Origin of the sequence: Mesorhizobium sp. M0145, from assembly GCF_040322355.1 — a bacterium.
Taxonomy (GTDB): Bacteria; Pseudomonadota; Alphaproteobacteria; order Rhizobiales; family Rhizobiaceae; genus Mesorhizobium.
Genome location: NZ_JAMYTK010000030.1, coordinates 42,045 through 61,287, shown reverse-complemented (window position 1 = coordinate 61,287; position 19,243 = coordinate 42,045). Strand labels below are relative to the sequence as shown.

Sequence of the window (19,243 nt, the reverse complement as noted above, 5' to 3'; positions counted from 1 at the left end):
CCTCCACTCCAGCCAGCATCTTGAATCACAAAACCGACTGATCCGGAATCCCCTTCGATTCCGTCAAATCAGGAACCGCTCTAGAGGGCCGGTCGGCTGTTTAATGAGAGCGGAGTTGCAGGCATTCGCGGGCGGTGTGCGCCGGAACGCCATCAGCCAGCAGATGCGAAACATTGGGCGAGCAATGACCGCCCAGGAAATCGAGGAGCTGCAGCACGCAGCCTTGGTGACGCGATCTGCGGTATGCCCGCACGACCGCTCTATCGTTGGCCGGCTGCGTGCTGCAGCCGTGCGATCAGGTCGCGGTTGCGGCAATAGTCTGGCGGATCATCAGCTTGCTGGTGTTCATCAAGCCAAGTCGAGCATTCATCCTGGTGCCCGCAGGAGCGACACCGGTCGACCGCTCGATTGGTGACGGCAATATGGTCCGGAACGATCTTCAAATATTTGTCGACGCCGAGCTTCTGCATCATGCGGCTCATCAAGGCGGTCCTGGCGTCAACTGAAATCAAGTAGTCGAGAAAACTCATGTCGTTTCGCTCCCGTTTTCTGGCAGATCATTGCGATGTCGGCGACCGCTGCATTGATCTCGGTCAACAGGCGTCTCCCTCGTGGCGATATCTATCGTGCGTGCCTTAAGCGACGGGCGTGAAGGTCCTGATGCGACCGGCGGCTAATACAACATGAAGCGGTTGATGCTGCTCTCTTCGATCGGCGTACGCGTGACGTCGCCGAACGCCCATTCCCGCAGGCGGCTATGACCGCATGCGCCGGAAACCCTCAGGTCTGCATGAATCATGCGTGCGAACGCCACCAGCTGTTCGCCATCACCATCGCCGGGGATGAATTCGGTCCGCACCGTGATGCAGTGGTGCTCAAGAATGACGGGGACGTCCGCGAGGCTGTCACAGATGCTTTCGTCGCGTTTAGTACCGATTGTAGCGACACGACTTCATTGGCCTTGGCCAGAAAAGGGAATGCATCTGCTATCGCTCGCCGCGCTGCCGGTGTCTTTCCAGGCAGCCAGCACGGTTTTTGCAATGACATGTTCGACATTGCTTGCGGTGACCAGGACTGGCCGGCCGGTGCCGAGTGTCGAATTCGGCACCCAGTTCGGCGAGCCGCTTTCCAATTTCCGTTCGCTGAAACTGCATGATTTCACCTTCATGGACCAACCATCCCGTCGCCGGCCGCGATGAGCTGCGGGACCTCTGCAGCCGCCAGGCCGATAAGGTGAGCCCCGAACCATTCCGCAAGCTCGATCTCCAACTTCACCATGGCTACGGCAAGGTTTAAATAATTGACTTGTAGCACATGTGTGGTCGCCTTTCGCTGGAGCGTTTGGATGCTATGATGAAGTGCATCCGCCGGCACTCGACGCCTTGATGCGTGTCAAATGACACTACTCACCGGATCCCGAACCTCTGACTATGCCGGTTTTTGCGTGTGCAGAAAGAGCGATGAATGATAGTTAGAATGCGTTGCGGGTTCCCTGATCAAAGGACTTGATTTGGACGACAAACAAACACGTGACCTGTCGACCGGCGTTCGCGCCGAAGGGCGGGTCGCGGCCGAACATGACCGGCTCTCCCAGATGTTCGAGCAGGCCCCTGGTTTCATGACCTTGATGCGTGAGCCGGGTCATGTATTCGAGCTGACCAATGCCGCCTATCAACGTCTGATTGGCCAGAGGCAAGTGATAGGAAGGTCGGTACGCGAGGCCCTGCCCGAGCTCGAAGGCCAAGGATTCTACGAACTGCTGGACCAAGTATACGAAACGGGCAAGCCCTACAGAGGTCAAGGCGTGAAGGTCGCCCTTCGCAATAAGGACGGCGAGCCGGTCGATGAACGCATCCTCGATTTCGTATATCAGCCCATCAAGGCTGACGATGGTCGCATCACTGCGATCTTCGTCGAAGGCACCGACGTCAGCGAACTCTCCTATGCAAACGCCGCACTTCGACTGCGCGAAGATCATTTGCGTTCGATCCTAGCGACAGTGCCCGATGCAATGGTGGTCATCGACGAACAAGGCCGTATTCAATCCTTTAGCACAGCTGCCGAAACGCTGTTCGGCTACCAGTCCGGCGAAGTCATCGGCCAGAATGTCAATCTGCTGATGCCGTCGCCCTACCGCGAAGAGCATGATGCCTATCTTCACCGCTATTTGGCGACAGGGGAGCGCCGGATCATCGGGCTCGGTCGCACCGTCACTGGAATGCGCAAGGACGGCTCGACCTTTCCGATGGAACTCTCTGTCGGCGAGATGCATCCGGGAACCGGGCGCTTCTTTACCGGCTTCTGCCGCGACTTGACCGAACGCCACCGGGCGGAGGCAAGAATACAGGAGCAGCAGCTGGAGCTTCTCCACATGGCGCGGTTTACTGCGCTCGGTGAAATGGCCTCGACGCTTGCCCACGAGATCAACCAGCCGCTCACCGCCATTACGAACTATCTTAAAGGCAGCCGGCGGCTTCTCGAAAAAAGCACGGAAGACAACGCGCCGATGCTGAGGGAGGCCGTCGAAAAAGCAGCGGAACAGGCCTTGAGGGCCGGAGACGTCATTCGCCACCTTCGCGATTTCGTCGCAAGAGGCGAAAGCGAGCGCCAGGTCGAACGCCTGCCGGCGATTATCAAGGAAGCCTCGTCACTGGCCCTGGTCGGCGCAAGAGAAATAGATGTCCGCGCCAGCTACAACCTTGATCCCGCCGCCGAACTGGTCTTGGCCGACCGCATCCAGGTTCAGCAGGTTCTGCTGAACCTGATGCGCAATGCGATTGAAGCCATGCAAGGCATGCCACGCCGCGAGCTGCAAATCATAACCATAGCCCGTGATGACGGCATGGCTGAGGTAAGCGTGGTTGACACAGGCACTGGTCTCGCGCCGGAAGTCTCCGCCGGGCTTTTCCAGCCATTTGTCACCACCAAAAAGCAGGGCATGGGGGTTGGCCTCTCTATTTGCCGCACGATCGTCGAGTCGCACGGCGGTCACATCTGGGCTGAGGCAATGCCGGCCGGAGGAACCGCCTTCCGGTTCACCTTGCGCATCTGGGAAAAGGAAGAGGTCGCCAGTGGCCGGTAGCTATCTTGTGCACGTGGTCGACGACGATGTCGACGTTCGCAAATCGCTTGGTTTTCTGTTGGCGACGGCCAACTTCGCCGTGCGCTTGTACGAATCGGCGACAGCTTTTCTGGCTGCGGCCACGAGCAATCTCGACGGCTGCATTGTGACCGATGTGCGCATGCCGGGCATTGACGGCATCGAGTTCCTGCGACAGCTCCGGAGCCGCGGGCATACGCTTCCGGTCATCGTCATGACGGGTCATGCCGATGTGGCCCTCGCTGTTCAGGCGATGAAGGAAGGTGCCGCCGACTTCATCGAAAAGCCGTTTGACGACGAGGTGCTGATCGAAGCGATCCGCTCCGCATTGGACAGTCGCAATCGGACGGAGGCGACACACCCACAAGGCGTGGAAATCCGTGGTCGTCTGGCGGCCCTGTCGGAGCGGGAGCGACAAGTGCTGGACGGCCTTGTGTCCGGCCTGCCGAACAAGACGATTGCCTATGACCTCGGTATCAGCCCGCGCACGGTCGAGATCCATCGCGCCAATGTCATGAGCAAAATGGCCGCGAGCAGTCTGTCGCATCTCGTGCGCATGGCTTTGGTTGTGGAGTCCAAACGTTAAAGCGAGTCAGTAAGAGACCTGTGGTTGTTTGCCGGGATCGTATCCGGCACCCAGTCTCGCCAGTGGGTCGGGTGAATGTCGATGCGTGCGCGGGTGGCGGCGTTCTTCCAGCCTTCCCGCTCCTTGATGCAAGGAAAGACAAGCGCATGTTCGCCGTCCTCGTCGAGGACGGCCAGTTCCAGCTCACGATCGAACGGAGCGCTTGAGATCGGCTTCCACATCATCCCCTATGATGGGTGGGAGCAGCAGGCCCCGCCTTGATCTGGATCATTTTCCAAATCCCCACTCCGGTATGGACGCTGACACTGACATGGGCCGCCATGCGAGTCACCGGCGGGCCTAGCCATGGTTGTCGATTCATCTGTCGGCCGACCGACTCCTTGATCGTGATCAATGACCTCCCTGGCGGCAGGGCTACGATCCGCGATGCCGAATATCAGAGTCTATGGAGCACCGGCGACACCGTGCTGTCACGAAAAACAGGAGATCGCGCCGATGCTGATCCGCACGCTTTCTGCTTTGGAATGTACAAAATTGCTGACGGCCAACCGGGTCGGCCACTTGGCATGCGCTAAGGATGGACACCCCTACGTCGTGCCGTTCTACTATGCCCAGGCCGACAATCACCTCTACGCATTTTCCATGCCGGGCAAAAAGGTCGACTGGATGCGTGCCAATCCGCTGGTGTGCGTGCAGGTCGACAAACGCGGCCAAGGGCGGGCATGGAGAAGCGTGGTTGTCGATGGTGTCTATGAAGAACTGCCTGATCGGATCGGCTACAAAGTTCAACGCGACCATGCGTGGTCGGTGTTGAGCAAGCACGTCGACTGGTTGGAGCCTGGCGCTCTGAAGCCGATTACGCCTCCTGTTTCGGACAGCACTCCGCATGTTTTCTTCAGGATCGTTATCAAGCAGGCATCGGGTCGGGAAGCAAAGGAATAACGTGCTTCCCGTCCGAACACCGCGGGCGCACAGCCGCTGTGGATTGTGCCGTGCAATCCGTTTTCACGCCAATTCGTCCATCGCGCAAAAAACATTGGAAGTCCGAGCCAGCTTGGGGATAGGCACTCTGTGGCGCATGTATACCAGTGGTGAAGGGCGATGGCGCAGGAAAATCTGGTGGTGTGCAGCAAATGCGGCGGAATCAATCGACTGCCGCCAGCGCGCGATGCCAAAAACGCAAAATGCGGAAAGTGCGGGAAAAAGCTGTTCTCAGGCCACCCCGAGGACGTCGATGCACGAACCTTCGATCGTCAGGTCAAGCGAGGCACCCTTCCCGTTGTCGTGGATGTCTGGGCGCCATGGTGCGGGCCCTGCAAGATGATGGCGCCCGCATATGAAGCCGCAGCAAACGAACTGGAACCGCATGTTCGGCTGATCAAGCTCAACTCCGATAATGAGCAGGCCGTTTCAGCCAGGCTCGGCATTCGCGGCATCCCGACCATGATCCTGTTCCATGGCGGACATGAGGTTGCGCGCACTTCCGGTGCAATGACGGCGGGGCAGATCGTCAGGTGGATCCGCGACCACCTGCCTGTGGCCGGCGCCTAATCGTGGATCCGCTCATCGCCCGACTCGGACTTGCACTGACTATAGGCCTGCTCGTCGGACTGGAGCGCGGCTGGCGAGAGCGGGACGCGCCCGATCGTAGCCGGACGGCCGGAATTCGAACCTACGGCATATCCGGTCTGCTCGGCGGCATTCTCGCAGCTCTGGCCGATGCTCTCGACGCAGTGTCCGTGCTGGTCGGTGGTTTCATCGCCTTTGCGGCAATCTTCGCCTGGTACAAGGCGCGTGAGGCAGCCCATGATGAGGATTTCAGTGTTACGGCGGTAGTAGCAGCCCTTTGCGTGTTCGCGCTCGGTGCATTGTCCGTCGCAGGCGATTACCGCGCCGCTTCTGCAGGAGGAACAGCACTCGCGGCCATCCTTGCCAGTCGAGAAATCCTGCACGGCCTCCTGAAGCGGCTGACCTGGATCGAGCTTCGTTCCGCGCTGATCCTGGCTGTGATGAGCGCGATCATCCTGCCCTTGCTGCCAAACCGGACGATGGATCCATGGGGCGGCTTCAATCCATGGGAAGTCTGGTTCCTCACGGTGCTGATGGCGTCGATATCGTTCGCCGGCTATGTCGCCGTTCGCGTCCTGGGGACCACCCGCGGCCTGCTCGTCAGCTCGCTCGCCGGCGCCATCGTCTCTTCCACCGCCGTAACCGTGGCGCTGGCCCGCAACGCCGTGTCGGGAAGCAATCCTCTGCCGCTCGCTGGCGCGGCGTCGCTGGCCGCAATGGTTTCCTTGCTACGCGTCTGCGCCGTGGTTCTGATCGTCGAGCCAATCGTGTTCGCTTCGGTTGGCATTCCCGCAATTGCCGCGGCGCTCTCCTTCGCTGCTTGCGGAGCATTGCTGCTGGCTCGGGACAGCGGGGATCACGAGGGTCCCGCGGTCGCGCGCAATCCATTCGACCTAGGCCCGTTGCTGCTCTTTGCCCTGCTGTTTGCGATCGTCGCGACCGCGAGCGCTGCATTGGCTGCTCAATTCGGCGGACGCGGCTTACTGGCGAGTTCGGCGTTTGCAGGCATGTTCGATGTCGATGTCTCGGTTCTCAGTGCCTTGCGCCTGGTCAAGCATTCGGTCCCTGTCGAGACCATTGGCCAGGCGGTGCTCGCGGCACTGGCAGCAAACGCGATCTGCCGCCTGTCGCTGGCCGCATTTGCCGGCCCGATCAGGTTCTGGTTGCCGCTCGCAGGTGCAACCCTCGTCGCCGCAATAGCCGGCTACGGCACGATGTTGCTGCCATCGACCTTCTGATAGCGCCGAGAACCGGCCTCTTTTGATGCCGATCAAGGGCCAAGCCGGACAGCCGCTTTATGAAACTCCGCGAAGGAGTACGCCATGATCGGCTTGAAGGGTCTCACCCCGAAATTCCGGCACGTCCGGTTGGTGCCAAGCCGCCTCGGAGGTAACCCGTGCCGCGGCGCATCTTGATTGTTGTCGGCCATCCCGATGCATCGCCGCACCGGCTCTGCCGTAGTCTCGCCAAGGCCTATGCCGAGGGAGCGGAACTGGCGGGGCATGTCGTCCGCCGGGTCGACCTCGCGGCACTCGATTTTCCAATGCTTCGGACGGTGCAGGAGTTCGAGCACGGCGCGATTCCCGACAGCCTAAAGGACGCCGCTGAAGCGATAGTCTGGGCGGAGCACATTGTATTTGTCTTTCCGCTGTGGCTCGGGACTGTGCCGGCTCTGCTCAAGGCTTTTCTGGAACAGGTGATGCGGCCGGGAACTGCCTTTACCTACCGGGACAAGGGTGGCGGCTTGCCCAGGAAACTGCTCCGCGGCCGCTCCGCTCGCGTCGTGGTCACGATGGGCATGCCGGCCGTTCTTTACCGGCTATGGTTCCTCAGTCACGGCATTGCCGGCATGCGGCGGAGCATTCTGCGTTTCGCGGGCGTGAGCCCGGAGCGCGAAACCTTGTTCGGCATGGTCGCGGATGCCACCGATACGACGCGGGCGAAATGGTTCGAACAAATGCGCAGGCTCGGTGAGCGGGCGCTTTAGCACGATTGTCTTCAACCGGAACAGCAAAACTCCCCTTTCGCACGAATGCAAAGGTGGGCGAACGTGAGAATTGGCACGGCTTTGCGAAGTGCCGGTCAGCAAAGGCTCGCCCGCCGACGTCGCAATGGACCCTGAGCGCACTGCTCGCCTCGGCCTTTGTCGTTGCGCTCGGCTACGGAATCGTCTTGCCGGTCCTGCCGATGATGGTCGAGCGGCTTGCCGGTGCGACAGATCCGACATTCAATGCGCGGCAGATTGGCTTCCTGACTGCTGCCTATATCGCCGCGCCGGTGGGCGCCGCTTTCCTCTCGGGGAAATGGTCTTGTTTGATCGGGCGCAGATCTGTCCTTGTCGTCGGTCTGATCGGCTTTGCCATCACCTTGGCCGCTTCTGCGCTGGCCCCAAGTCTGCTCGTTCTTTATGTCGGTCGGATATTGAATGGCGGCTTCGCGGCTGCCGTGGGGCCAGCGGCTCTTGCGTTCATTGCCGATACCCAAGGCGGGGACGATCGCCGCACGAGGGCGTTCGGCCGGATGAGCATGGCATCGATCGCAAGCTTCGTGGTCGGGCCCACACTTGGCAGGCTCGCGGTGGGACTGAAGCTTGATTTGGGCGTTGCGGCTGTCCCGCCAGACCGTTCCCTTCCTTCTAGCGTCCGGCCTCGCTGTAGCGGCAGCGCTTGGTGTGTGGTCTGTGCTGCCTGGAAACCTGCTGCCCTGTCTTCTCGCCGCCCGTCAGCCCGGCAGCGGCGAGGCTGCTTGTGGCTCCTGCCTTCCTGGTGATGGCGATGGGTCTGGTGGTTGTGCCGATACTTGCCGGGCTCACGGAAATGCTGTTTGCGGTTTCCGTTGTTTCGGCTTCGGCCGGCGTGATCAGCCCGCTGCCCGCCTACCGGGTGTCGCGCATCAGTGCACGACGCCAAGGTATGGAACTCGGCATCGAGTCGGCAGCGGTCAGCCTCGGGCGTTGGTGGGCTCCGCGGCCGCCGGCCTGCTGTTCGGGGTTCCCCAGGCTGGAAGGCGCCGCCTTCTTCGCAGCTGCCGCAGCAATGGGCCTCGCCGCGATTGCAAGCCTGAAGCTGCCGCTGCCATTGGCGCGCGCACATTCCGAGGCGCGGTCGAGCCCTGCCGACCAAGCGGACGCAACAGTTTGATCCACGTCATTGCGAGTGCGGCTGCCAGGATGTGAAATACAAAAAACAGGAGATCGCATCGATGCTGATCCGCACGCTGTCTTCACTGGAATGTACGAAGTTGCTAGCGGCCAATCGTATTGGCCACTTGGCATGCGCGAAGGACGGGCAACCCTACGTCGTGTGTTTCAACTACGCCTACGCTGACACTCACCTCTACGCGTTTTCCTTGCTAGGCAAGAAGATCGAGTGGATGAGAGCCAATCCCTTGGTGTGCGCCCAGGTCGAGGAACACGGCCAAGGACGCGGATGGAGAAGCGTCATTGTCGGCGGCCGCTTTGAAGAACTGAGTGACCGGACCGGCCACGAGTTTCAACGCGGTCATGCATGGGCAGTGTTGAGCAAGCACACGGACTGGTGGGAGCCTGGCGCGCTCAGGCCGATCACACCTCCCGTGTCAGACAGCACACCGCACGTTTTCTTCCGGATTCTCGTAGAAGAAATTTCGGGCCGGGAGGCAATAGAATAGGCTGTTTTCCGGTAGATTGACGCGTTGCACGGAACGCAAGCACCTGGCTGACAGTGGATTGCGCCGGGCCGATCGTTTTCAGCCTTTGAATTCTCAGCTCGACATTTCGATCGGCGCCGATGATCGCGAACGTGCCGGTGGCAAGGGGAAGCTATAGATCGCGCGAACTTGGCCGCTTTCGATGGACCATGCCCGCGCCCAACTCAAGTAAGTTTCTTCTCTACCTGCCCTGGATGAGGTCCATGACAGGCGGGAACGTCAGCAATACGCCTACCGCCAGCAACGCGAAGGACACAGAAAGGACCTTTGTCATTTCCACGTTCTTTGGGGCCCACCTGCGCGAAAGGATAAACCAGGCAATCAACCAGACGATGACTGCGCTGGTCGAGACGCCGGACAAGGCGCCGGTTGGTGTATAAAACGTGAAAAAGTGGTTGAGTGATGTAAAGGCATCGCCGGCCAAGGCGAATATCCCCATAGCGGCAGATCCAATTCCAGCGGCCAGGATGGCGGCCGCACCGGGACCGTTGGGAATCTCGTCAGGCCTGATAGGCTTGATATTGGCCATGACTATTCGCCCTCCTGTTCACCGGCGATGATTTCAATCATCGCGCCACCACGAACCGGGGCGTATTTGTTGAGAAACGCCCCGAAAGCACCCGCTACACCAGTCGCCACGAAGGCAACAACCGCGAAGCCGATGACGGCCGTGCGGATTTCTTTCTGCCTGGCCAAAGCCGGTCCGTATTTGGCGAAGACATAGGCGACCATCGTCATGGCAATTGGCGCAAGCCAAGCCACGTGTTCTTTCCACTCCATCCCCAAGCTATGCCACGCGGATGTCTTCGGGTTGGAGGTCAGCAGAAATTTTGGATAGTCCGCTAAATCGGTAACCCCTGGGGGCACCGCCGATCGATACCACGGATACACTATGTAGGCACCCGACAGCACCGCACCCCAGGCAAGGAAGACCATTATCGAGAGATAAAGCAAAAGCAGATTGTGTTCTCTGGCGCTTGGGATGGATGGGGCTCCAGGCGCAGACATTCGATAAAGTTCGGCAAGCGCCGCCGAAAATGCCAGCATGAACAGCGCCCCAAACCCCATGCCGTGGAATACTGTCATAAGATCGCGAAAAGAGATTTCCATGATGGCACCTCCCGACATCAACAGCTGTTTGATTAAAGCCGATGGTTGACCTTTCCGCTTTGACTGGGATCAATTTGCGATATTTTGTGGCTTCAGTTCCTGCTTCGTTATCCAAGGCACCTAGCCGCAGCTATTGGCGGCCGGTGCCGATAAGGTCGCGAGCACGGATTCGATTCCGCATCCGTCGAACGTGATTTCCATCGCTGGTTTGCTGGCCGGGGCCGGCGCCGAATTGTCCGGGAACGCTTCGCCAAAGGAAAGGTCGTGACTACGACGCTCCCCTGTTTCAGGGCTTTGTTCATTCCCCCGCGGCCAAGCCGATCAAGCAGTTGGTGTCGGACCTGGTTCAAGCTCCCTCAACCAGCCGCCCTCGAACCCCGCCCGTTGCAAGCCACTGCGGATGTACCGGCACGAGCGCATCAGCCGCCACAGGAGGCCGCTGCATTCGTTCTCGATCATGAGCACGACGGGACCTTCGTTGAGGCCGAAATGCCAAGGCGAAACCCACCATCCAAAGGCGTTGCCGGATGTTCCTGGATGCGTCGGATTGAAGGCCGCCTTGAAACCATAGGCATTGGCGGCCTTGAGCTTGGCTTGGTGGATGCAGAAGCTGATCGCCGGCCGGACGATTTCGGGAGCAAAAGGCAGGGAGGCAGCGACCGACCACGGAGCGAGCGTGCCATCGTCGGGACCATAGGGCACGCCGCGCGCGACATAACCCTCGAACTGGCGCTCGATGCCGTTCAACTTGAGCGTGGAAGGACCAGGCCCCTCGCTTGCGGTGATGCCCCAGCAGTGTTCGCCATAACCCTCAAATCCACGCGGATTGTCGACGGCGTAGCGTTGCTGAACGAATGTGGCCCGTCGGCTGTTCTCGAAATAGTCGCTTCGCTTGCTACGCATGAAGGCATCCTGGATGACACGAAAATCGATCCAGACATGGGAAAGCTGGTGAATGAACAGCGATCCAGCATAAAGATATTCGTAGCCGTAACAATTTTCCCATCGGAATGTTGCGGTCCAGGCCGGGTAGCTAGTCTCGGGCAAGGGGTGGTTCGGCGAACCCAGTCCCAGGACATAGAGCAAGAGCGCCTCGTCATAGCCTTGCCAGCGATATTTCAGGAACCCGTGCTCGGGTGTCCAGCCGTGGGCGACGGTCTCTCCCCCGTCCTGCGCCCAGCGCCAATCGGCACGGTGATAAAGCGCCTCGGCCAAGGTACGGATCTCGGCCTCGGGCGCGGTATCGGCATCGAAATACTGCCCTGCAGCCAGCGCGCCCGCCAGCAGGAACGTGCTGTCGATCGTCGACAGCTCGCATTGCCAGGTCCGCCGGCCGGTCTGCATGTCCAGGAAGTGATAATAGAAGCCGCGGTATCCGGTAGCGTCGGGCTCGGGGCCCTGCGGACTGTTCCAGAAGAAGCGCAGCGTTGCCAAGGTGCGTTCCGCGGCCGCGCTTCGCGTCATGAATCCGCGCTCGACTCCCACCGGATAGCAAGCCAGCGCCAAGCCGGTGGCCGCAATGCTTGCCGGCCAATCCGCCTCGGTCTTGTCCAGGATGAGACCGTTGGCGGGGTTCGCTTCATGAATGAAGTAGTCGAATGTCTCCCGCTGCAATATCGCCAGATCGTCTTGCATGGCAGAGGTGTTCGCGACGCTGTTGGTCTCGGGAGAATGCGCTCGCATCGCGCTGCGTTCCCCCCCGCTGTTTACGGATGCGCCAGACACAGATGGTCGAACACACCTTTGACGCCCCTGACGCCTTCGGCAACCACGCGCACAGCATCCCGTTCACTCTGCGATCTGACCGCACCCGAAAAATGCACCAGGCCATCAGTCACCATAAGCGTTAACGCGTCTGCTTCGACCCCTGCGTCCTCTCGCAGCCGTGTAAGAATGCTGCGCCGGATCGCATCGTCACCTGCCGCCGTAGCGTCGTCAAACCTCGTCGCAACGACGACGCGCAGAAGATCGGCGCGGCTGACGACGCCGACCAGACGCTGTCCTCTCATCACCGGAATGCGCTTTATGCCGTGCTCCTGCATCAGCGCAACAATTCGCGCTATCGGGGTTTCCTCGTCCGCCACGATGACATCCGAGGTCATCAGATCCGCCACTTTCCAGCTGTGGCCCTTCACATAGCTGCGCGGTGCACCTATCGGAAATACTGGGGCACCCAGTTCTGACCTGCGCAGGAAATCACCCTCGCTCACAATTCCAGCCAGGCGGCCTTTGTCATCGACGACAGGCATGCCGCTGATGTGATGATCCAGCATGATCCGCGCTGCATGTCTTACGCTGTGGTCAGGCGACACGGCAACAATGTTTGGACTCATTACATCCTTTGCTTTCATCTGCCTCATCCTTGGCTCAGTTCAAGTGAACAGGCGCCGGAGCGACAATCGGCGGCATCGTAGCGTAAATGCCGCCGACCTCTTTGAGGCAAGTCAATGCCGGTTCCGAACCGACCGGTGCGGGCGACTCGACTGCTCCCACAACATGTCGAGCGGCTACCGAAACACATGACCGCCCCCGAAGCGGTTTTGATTTGTATCAATGTCGCGCTCACCTCGACGGAAGACTGTGCCATGCGACCTCGCGGATTGATGTCTGCGCCGACGCGACAAGTGCCTCGAACATGCGATCCCTGGCGGCCATGGCTGATACTTGTCTTCACCGCAAGAGCGCTGACCAAAACCTACACGTCGGGCGAGACGCAAGTGCTTGCGTGTCGTAAGCTGGATCTTGAGATCGCGGCGGGAGAGATGGTCGTTCTGCTTGGACCGTCGGGCAGCGGGAAGTCGATCCTGCTCAACATCATGGGCGGGCTTGACCACGCCACGAGCGGCCAGTTGTTCTTCAGGGACCAGGAACTGACCAACCTCGATGATCGGGGGCTGACTGCCTATCGGCGGCAGCACGTCGGGTTCGTTTTCCGGTTCTACAACCTGATCCCCAGCCTGACCGCTTATGAAAATGTCGCTCTCGTCACAGAGATTTCCGATCATCCGATGCGCCCGGAGGAGGCTTTGGCGCTAGTCGGGCTTGAACCGAGGATGCACCATTTCCCGGCTCAATTGTCCGGTGGCGAACAGCAACGCGTGGCCATTGCCCGTGCCATCGCCAACGCCCGGACGTGTTGCTTTGCGACGAGCCGACAGGCGCGCTGGATTCCAAGACAGGCATCGGGGTAATCGAGGCACTGCTCGGCATCAATGCCCAGCTTGGCACCACGACACTCATCATCACGCACAACGCCAGCATCCAGGATGTCGCCGATCGCGTCCTGTTTTTCGCCGTGCGGCACAAGTCGGCAGAAGCATACGCAAGTTCCCGAGAAGGCGAGCGCCGCGTAGGCACGCTGCCGGCCTTCACCGCTTTCCCAGCCAAGCACTAGGTAGTTTCCCGTAGGGATAGAACCGAATTTCGCGACCTGCTGATTCGCGCGATTGCTGTGCTACGGATCAACCGGGAAACAGCCATGCACGCCCAATCGAGCTCCAGAATTTCACTACCGTCGCACGGCTTACAGTCGAGCCTGCCTACGGCATTCGATCCGACACTGCTACAGCCGGTCAGCTTCTTTCGCTGCGGTTCGGAAATCTATGCGCAAGGTGAAAAGGCCGGAGCCTTCTATCAGGTCGAGTTTGGCGCCGTGCGTGTTTACCGCCTGCTTGCGGACGGTCGCAGGCAGATAAGTGCCTTCCATCTGGCCGGAGAGACATTCGGTTTCGAAGCCGACACCACTCATCATTTTTTCGCCGAAGCCATCAACGCCGTGGGTGTCCGCGTCTTCCGCTTTGCCACTGGTGCGGATCTCTCCCGTCAGCTGCTGCCGTTGGCTCTCAAGGGCCTGACGAGAGCGCAGGAACATCTCTTGGTTCTCGGCCGTCAGAATGCCATCGAACGCGTCGCCGCGTTCCTGGTCGACATGGCGGAGCGGCAGGGCGGCTTGCGACAGGTCGAACTGCCGATGTCGCGCATGGATATCGGCGATTATCTCGGCCTCACCATCGAAACCGTGTCGCGGGTTTTCACCCGGCTGAAGGACAAAGGCGTCATCCGCCTGCTCAATCTGCGCAGCATCGAGATCATCAAGCACGACGTGCTTCATGCGATGAGCGAGTGAGGCTACTTGGTCACTTGCCGCGCGTGGCAGACCGTAAGCGTTGCCGCTTTTTCGACCGACTTTGGTGACTCGAGGTTCAATCGCTGTGGGGCTCTTGGGGCAAGCGCGCAGCTAGGCCGCCTTCTTGATCTCCGCGACCTGAACGCCCAGTCGGAACGCCTGACCGTCTGCAAACGAACGCGCGTAGCTCTCAGATGTAAAAGCGACCGTGGTGGTGGTGCCGTTGACCGTCACGCGAACCGACCACTCTTTGTCCCTAATGATTTCAACGGCATGTTGCTCATGCGCAGCCATGCATTCCTCCCAGAATGGTCCGTTGAGGATGGGAGGATAGCGTCGTAAAACTGGTTTGCATGCAAATAATCCGACACCGCGACGTCGACATGTCAAAACACGCACAGCTAGGCTCAAGTCGATGGCGTTGCCTTGAGCTTGGTCGATGCAAGAGGACACCACAGCGGCGACTCACCTTCAAGGGCGACTGCGCAGTTCACGCCCCTGTCTGGGGAACACGCGGATTACCAGGCGGACAAAAAAAGCCCCAGCGCTGGGTCGATGCGCCGGGGCTTTGGGCACGTACAAGCTACACCAACATGTCCGCATATGAACGTGCGCTAATAAAGTGAAGGAATGGTGAACCACGCATATGCCGAAGGGCGCACGCTAAAAGCTGGGGTGAAGCGCAGTATAGTAATGACGAGTTTGCGCACTCTGATTGTCCCACCTTACTTTCGACCAAACGACGGGGTGAGGATGCGGGCAGTCTTGTTGCTTTGATGACGTATGCCGTCACCGCTCATGCCGATGAAGCGAGCCGGCTCACTGACGCCGTCCTCGACCGGCTGCGAAAGACTGTCGCAAGACCGGATGATTGTATCGAACCCGGAAACAGACCAACGCCGGCGCAACCTCACCCTGAAACCAAAAGACAATATCGATGACCTCCAACAGCTATGCTCCCAAGGGTTCAAGCGCCTGCAAACGTTGACCACGCCCACTTTCGCTATCGCCGCCTGGATGATGACGGCCGCATCAATTTCATGGGGCAAGCATAGCCGCCAAGGGGTTCTGCCCGATGGCCGCGACTAGGCTCGTGGATACCTCGAACCATCACCAAGACACCGCGAGACGCGGAAGAGGCAAGCCGCTTCATCAACCGGCGACACCGAAAGCTGCTGATCAATGTGAGCCGCAGTAACGAAGCGTAATCGGGTTCCCACTACAAAAAGGCTCAAACCGCGCAAGACCGCGGATCGATCCGACCAGGATCTTCAACGGTCTGCCTAATGGAAGTCGCCGCTATGGAAATCGTCACGAACAACCCCACGAACAGTCATCTGATGACTTCACGGCGTTTTGCGCCTCTCTTCTGGACGCAGTTCCTGTCCGCCTTCAACGACAATTTCCTCAAGAACACGCTGGTTTTCCTTATTCTGTTCACCCTGGCGGCGGACAAGGCGGCATCACTGGTCACCCTGGCGGGTGCCGTCTTCATGGCTCCTTTCCTGCTCCTGTCCGCCCTTGGTGGCGAGATCGCCGACCGGTTCGACAAGGCGCTCATCGCCCGTCGGCTGAATTCACCGAGATCGCCGCTGCGGCTGTCGCTGTCGTCGGGATCGCGCTGTCGTCGATCCCGGTGCTGATGATGGCGTTGCTCATGTTCGGCATCATCTCGGCACTGTTCGGACCGATCAAGTACGGCATCCTGCCGGATCATCTCGAGCGCAAGGAATTGCCCCGCGCCAATGCCTGGATCGAATCGGCAACCTTCGCCGCCATCCTCGGCGGCACTATCGCCGGAGGCGTCGTCTCGGCCGATGGCATAGGCGTCTCGGTCTTCGGGCCGATGATGATGATCCTCGCCATCGGTTGCTGGTTTGTCAGCCGATACATTCCGTCAACCGGTTCTGCTGCACCCGACCTCGTTATAGACCGGAACATCTTTCGCTCGACGTGGCGACAGGTCAACGGCTTGCGTGCCGACAAGCGGATCTGGCGCGCCGGACTGATGACGTCGTGGTTCTGGCTTATCGGGGCCATTGTCCTTTCGATCCTGCCTACGTTGGTCAAGGATTCGCTCGGTGGCGGAGAAATCGCTGTCACCGCCTATCTCGCGGTGTTCGCCGTCTCGATCGCGATTGGCTCTGCCATAGCCGCATGGATGTCGCAGGGCCGCATCGTGCTCTTGCCAGCCCCGGTTGGCACGGCGTTGATGGCACTATTCGGCTTGGACCTGGCCTGGACCATCTGGAGCATGCAGCGCTCGCCCAGGGCCGAAACGCTCGCAATATTCTTCGCCGGGCCAAACACGGTCCATGTTGCGATCGACCTTGCCGGCATGGCTATTGCCAGCGCCTTTCTTGTCGTGCCTACCTTCGCCGCAGTGCAAGCCTGGGCGCCCGAAGCCAGCCGCGCTCGCGTCGTCGCCGCCGTGAGCATCGTCAATGCAGGCTTCATGACGGTGGGCGGCATACTTGTCGCCGCGATTCAAGCAGCGGGCGTCTCCACTGGAGGTATCCTGTTCGGCCTCGCCGCACTCAACGTGGTCGCCGCCTGGCTGATGCTGAGATACCTTCCGACAAACGCCTTCCGCGATTTCGTTTCCATTCTGTTCCGAGCCTTCCATCGTCTGGAGGTGGAGGGGCTGGAAAACCTCAAGGCGGCCGGCCCGGCACCCATCCTGGCGGTCAACCATGTCAGTTTCCTCGACGGTCCGCTGGCCCTGACGCTGACCGAGGAAGAGCCCGTCTTTGCCATCGACCACACTATCGCCCAGGCCTGGTGGATGAAGCCTTTCCTCAAGCTCGCCCGTGCGCTGCCGCTCAATCCAGCCAAGCCGATGTCGACCCGCACGCTGATCAAGATCGTGCAAGGCGGCGATCCGCTGGTCATCTTCCCCGAAGGCCGGATCACGGTCACCGGCGGCCTCATGAAGGTCTATGACGGCGCCGCCATGGTGGCCGACAAGACCGGCTCGATGGTCGTGCCCGTGCGCATCGACGGGCTGGAGAAGAGCTATTTTTCGCGGCTGACCTCGCTGCATATTCGCCGCCGGCTGTTCCCGAAGGTCAAGGTGACCATTCTGGAGCCCGTCAAACTTGAAGTACTGCAGGATCTGAAGGGCCGGAAGCGCCGCGCCGCGGCGGGCGCTGCCCTCTACCAGGTCATGTCGGACCTCGTCTTCCGCACCCAGGACATCGACAAGACTGTGCTGGAGAAGATCATCGAGACGGCGAACGAACGCGGCATGAAGCAACTGGCCGTTCAGGACCCGGTCACCGGTTCGCTGAGTTACGGCAAGCTGCTGACAGCCGCCGCCGTGCTTGGCGAGAAATTCAAGAAACTCTATGCCGGCCAGCAGACGCTCGGCATCATGCTGCCCAACGCTAATGGCGCCTGTGCGACGTTGCTCGGCGTTATGTCGGCCGGCAAGGTTCCGGCGATGATGAACTTCACTGCCGGTGCAGCTAACATCCTCTCCGCTTGCAAAGCCGCCGAGGTGCGCACCGTGCTGACCTCGCGCGCCTTTGTCGAACAAGCGAAACTCGGCGCCGTGGTCGAGGAACTCGGCCGATCGGTCGACATCGTCTGGCTCGATGATCTGCGGCCCACCATTGGCCTCAGGCACAAGCTGCTCGGCCTTCTGCGCAAGAGCGCACCCCGGGTCGCCCGCAAGTCTGAAGATCCGGCGGTGATCCTGTTCACCTCGGGGTCCGAAGGCACCCCTAAGGGCGTGGTGCTCACCCATCGCAACATCCTGGCCAATGCCGCCCAGGCCGCCTCGCGTATCGACTTCCACTCGGGCGACAAGGTCTTCAATGTGCTGCCGATCTTCCATTCCTTCGGCATGACGGCGGGCACGGTGCTGCCGCTGATCTCGGGCGTGCCGGTCTATTTCTACCCCTCGCCGCTGCACTACCGGATCGTGCCGGAGTTGGTTTACGCCTCGAACGCAACGATCATCTTCGGCACCGATACGTTCCTTGCCGGCTATGCCCGCACCGCACACCCCTACGACTTCCGGTCAGTGCGCTACTGCTTTGCCGGCGCGGAACCGGTCAAGCCTTCGACGCGCGCGATCTATATGGAAAAGTTCGGCCTGCGCATCCTCGAAGGCTACGGCGTGACCGAAACCGCGCCGGTGATCTCCATCAACACGCCGATGTACAACCGGTCCGGCAGCGTCGGCAAAATCATGCCGGGTATGGAGTATCGCCTGGATCCGGTGCCTGGCGTCGAGGATGGCGGACGGCTGTTCGTGCGTGGGCCCAACGTCATGGCAGGCTATCTGCGCGCCGAGAAGCCGGGCGTGCTCGAACCGCTCGAAGACGGCTGGCATGACACCGGCGACGTCGTCGCCGTCGACGATGTCGGCTTCATCACCATTCGAGGCCGCGCCAAGCGCTTTGCCAAGATCGGTGGCGAGATGATCTCGATGGCCGCCGTCGAGGCGCTGGCGGGCGAATTGTGGAAAGGCTCGCTCTCGGCGGTCGCCGCCGTGCCAGATGCGCGCAAGGGCGAAAAGCTGATCCTCATCACCGAGGCCGTCAACGCCACGCGTGCCGAACTCCTGGCCTTCGCTAAGGCCAACGGCGCCATGGACCTGATGGTGCCCGCCGGAGTGCGCGTCGTTGCGAAAGTGCCCGTCCTCGGCTCCGGGAAGCTCGACTTCGCCGCCGTGACAAAGATGGTGCTCGGCGCAGAGATGAAGATTAACGCCGCTTGAGCACGTCCTACCAACGGCCGACGAACCAAGCTGGCCCGCTCTCCCGCGCAGTCCCATCCAGTTGCCGCCCGCGTAGGTAACGCCGATGCTTCATTAGGTCCCGAAAATCACCGGATGCGCGGCAGCCGTCTCTGTCTGACCTTTGGAATCTTAAACATATAACTATGACGATCGCCGAACTCAGCACGAGCAGTTCTGGACCTTGCAGAACGGCAAGCAAGGGTGGTGACGCCGCCAAGCGTGCTCGGACGCTGATCCAGCTTGAGGGCGAACTGCCCCGTCGCTTCCTCGCCGGCGCGGATCCAATCGCCACGGCGCTGAACAATCAATGACCACGGA

The 19,243-nt window shown here is 60.3% G+C and carries 21 protein-coding genes and 2 pseudogenes; 15 read left to right on the top strand and 8 right to left on the bottom strand.

Going from position 1 to position 19,243, the window contains the following annotated elements; all coding sequences use genetic code 11:
- Positions 1-260 precede the first annotated feature (260 nt).
- Both NKJ28_RS28805 and NKJ28_RS28800 read right to left on the bottom strand, forming a co-directional pair.
- On the bottom strand, positions 261-530 hold the full coding sequence (locus NKJ28_RS28805; RefSeq protein WP_352455553.1) for a DUF6455 family protein: 270 nt from the start codon (positions 528-530) through the stop codon (positions 261-263).
- Positions 531-673: 143 nt separating this feature from the next.
- Positions 674-859 (bottom strand): putative universal stress family protein, encoded by a 186-nt coding sequence (locus tag NKJ28_RS28800; RefSeq protein ID WP_352637960.1) that lies wholly within the window; start codon positions 857-859, stop codon positions 674-676.
- 118 nt (positions 860-977) lie between these two features.
- Between NKJ28_RS28800 and NKJ28_RS28795 the strand changes: the two genes are divergently transcribed.
- The 3 genes from NKJ28_RS28795 to fixJ all read left to right on the top strand — a co-directional run bounded on the left by NKJ28_RS28795 (position 978) and on the right by fixJ (position 3,686).
- A complete protein-coding gene (locus tag NKJ28_RS28795; RefSeq protein WP_352637958.1) occupies positions 978-1,199 on the top strand; it encodes a hypothetical protein in 222 nt (73 codons plus the stop codon).
- A gap of 335 nt (positions 1,200-1,534) precedes the next feature.
- Positions 1,535-3,082, top strand: coding sequence for a sensor histidine kinase (locus tag NKJ28_RS28790; protein WP_352637965.1), 1,548 nt, complete (start codon positions 1,535-1,537; stop codon positions 3,080-3,082).
- Positions 3,072-3,686, top strand: a complete 615-nt coding sequence (gene fixJ / locus NKJ28_RS28785) for a response regulator FixJ (RefSeq protein ID WP_352637957.1) — start codon at positions 3,072-3,074, stop codon at positions 3,684-3,686. Before NKJ28_RS28790 ends, fixJ begins: the two co-directional genes overlap by 11 nt.
- Here fixJ and NKJ28_RS28780 read toward each other — a convergent pair.
- A complete protein-coding gene (locus tag NKJ28_RS28780; protein ID WP_352637956.1) occupies positions 3,683-3,907 on the bottom strand; it encodes a hypothetical protein in 225 nt (74 codons plus the stop codon). The genes fixJ and NKJ28_RS28780 overlap by 4 nt on opposite strands.
- Before the next feature lie 274 nt (positions 3,908-4,181).
- On the opposite strand from NKJ28_RS28780, the gene NKJ28_RS28775 reads away from it, so the two are divergent.
- The 7 genes from NKJ28_RS28775 to NKJ28_RS28745 all read left to right on the top strand — a co-directional run bounded on the left by NKJ28_RS28775 (position 4,182) and on the right by NKJ28_RS28745 (position 8,903).
- On the top strand, positions 4,182-4,628 hold the full coding sequence (locus tag NKJ28_RS28775) for a pyridoxamine 5'-phosphate oxidase family protein (protein ID WP_352637954.1): 447 nt from the start codon (positions 4,182-4,184) through the stop codon (positions 4,626-4,628).
- 159 nt (positions 4,629-4,787) lie between these two features.
- Complete coding sequence (gene trxC / locus NKJ28_RS28770) at positions 4,788-5,237, top strand: thioredoxin TrxC (protein ID WP_352637953.1); 450 nt, start codon at positions 4,788-4,790, stop codon at positions 5,235-5,237.
- A gap of 2 nt (positions 5,238-5,239) precedes the next feature.
- The gene (locus tag NKJ28_RS28765) at positions 5,240-6,493 is read left to right on the top strand and encodes an MgtC/SapB family protein (protein ID WP_352637952.1); all 1,254 of its coding nucleotides are present in this window, start codon (positions 5,240-5,242) and stop codon (positions 6,491-6,493) included.
- Between the two features lie 158 nt (positions 6,494-6,651).
- Positions 6,652-7,242 (top strand): NAD(P)H-dependent oxidoreductase, encoded by a 591-nt coding sequence (locus NKJ28_RS28760; RefSeq protein WP_352637951.1) that lies wholly within the window; start codon positions 6,652-6,654, stop codon positions 7,240-7,242.
- Between the two features lie 53 nt (positions 7,243-7,295).
- Entirely contained in the window at positions 7,296-8,024 is a 729-nt protein-coding gene (locus NKJ28_RS28755) for an MFS transporter (RefSeq protein ID WP_352637949.1), read from the top strand.
- Positions 8,003-8,395, top strand: coding sequence for a hypothetical protein (locus NKJ28_RS28750; protein ID WP_352637948.1), 393 nt, complete (start codon positions 8,003-8,005; stop codon positions 8,393-8,395). The genes NKJ28_RS28755 and NKJ28_RS28750 overlap by 22 nt, the downstream gene beginning before the upstream one ends.
- Positions 8,396-8,456: 61 nt before the next feature.
- Entirely contained in the window at positions 8,457-8,903 is a 447-nt protein-coding gene (locus tag NKJ28_RS28745) for a pyridoxamine 5'-phosphate oxidase family protein (RefSeq protein ID WP_352637947.1), read from the top strand.
- A gap of 220 nt (positions 8,904-9,123) precedes the next feature.
- On the opposite strand, the gene NKJ28_RS28740 is transcribed toward NKJ28_RS28745, so the two are convergent.
- The 4 genes from NKJ28_RS28740 to NKJ28_RS28725 all read right to left on the bottom strand — a co-directional run bounded on the left by NKJ28_RS28740 (position 9,124) and on the right by NKJ28_RS28725 (position 12,403).
- Positions 9,124-9,471, bottom strand: a complete 348-nt coding sequence (locus NKJ28_RS28740; protein ID WP_352637945.1) for a hypothetical protein — start codon at positions 9,469-9,471, stop codon at positions 9,124-9,126.
- Between the two features lie 2 nt (positions 9,472-9,473).
- Positions 9,474-10,052 carry a hypothetical protein gene (locus NKJ28_RS28735; RefSeq protein ID WP_352637944.1) on the bottom strand — a complete coding sequence of 193 codons (579 nt, stop codon included), beginning with the start codon at positions 10,050-10,052 and terminating at the stop codon, positions 9,474-9,476.
- 321 nt (positions 10,053-10,373) lie between these two features.
- Positions 10,374-11,735 (bottom strand): glucoamylase family protein, encoded by a 1,362-nt coding sequence (locus NKJ28_RS28730; RefSeq protein ID WP_352637943.1) that lies wholly within the window; start codon positions 11,733-11,735, stop codon positions 10,374-10,376.
- Positions 11,736-11,758: 23 nt separating this feature from the next.
- On the bottom strand, positions 11,759-12,403 hold the full coding sequence (locus NKJ28_RS28725) for a CBS domain-containing protein (RefSeq protein ID WP_352637942.1): 645 nt from the start codon (positions 12,401-12,403) through the stop codon (positions 11,759-11,761).
- A gap of 252 nt (positions 12,404-12,655) precedes the next feature.
- Between NKJ28_RS28725 and NKJ28_RS28720 the strand changes: the two are divergent.
- A pseudogene (locus tag NKJ28_RS28720) lies at positions 12,656-13,347 on the top strand (ABC transporter ATP-binding protein); the annotation flags it as partial.
- 183 nt (positions 13,348-13,530) lie between these two features.
- Positions 13,531-14,178, top strand: coding sequence for a helix-turn-helix domain-containing protein (locus NKJ28_RS28715; protein WP_352637941.1), 648 nt, complete (start codon positions 13,531-13,533; stop codon positions 14,176-14,178).
- Between the two features lie 111 nt (positions 14,179-14,289).
- On the opposite strand, the gene NKJ28_RS28710 is transcribed toward NKJ28_RS28715, so the two are convergent.
- Positions 14,290-14,472: a hypothetical protein gene (locus tag NKJ28_RS28710; RefSeq protein ID WP_352637940.1), complete on the bottom strand. Its 183-nt coding sequence runs from the start codon at positions 14,470-14,472 to the stop codon at positions 14,290-14,292.
- A gap of 489 nt (positions 14,473-14,961) precedes the next feature.
- Here NKJ28_RS28710 and NKJ28_RS28705 point away from each other — a divergent pair, with 489 nt between their 5' ends.
- From NKJ28_RS28705 to NKJ28_RS28695, 3 genes and pseudogenes are all read left to right on the top strand, one after another.
- Positions 14,962-15,267: a hypothetical protein gene (locus NKJ28_RS28705; RefSeq protein ID WP_352637938.1), complete on the top strand. Its 306-nt coding sequence runs from the start codon at positions 14,962-14,964 to the stop codon at positions 15,265-15,267.
- 251 nt (positions 15,268-15,518) lie between these two features.
- A pseudogene (locus tag NKJ28_RS28700) lies at positions 15,519-18,904 on the top strand (acyl-[ACP]--phospholipid O-acyltransferase).
- Positions 18,905-19,068: 164 nt separating this feature from the next.
- Positions 19,069-19,236, top strand: a complete 168-nt coding sequence (locus NKJ28_RS28695; RefSeq protein WP_352637937.1) for a hypothetical protein — start codon at positions 19,069-19,071, stop codon at positions 19,234-19,236.
- Positions 19,237-19,243: the final 7 nt, after the last annotated feature.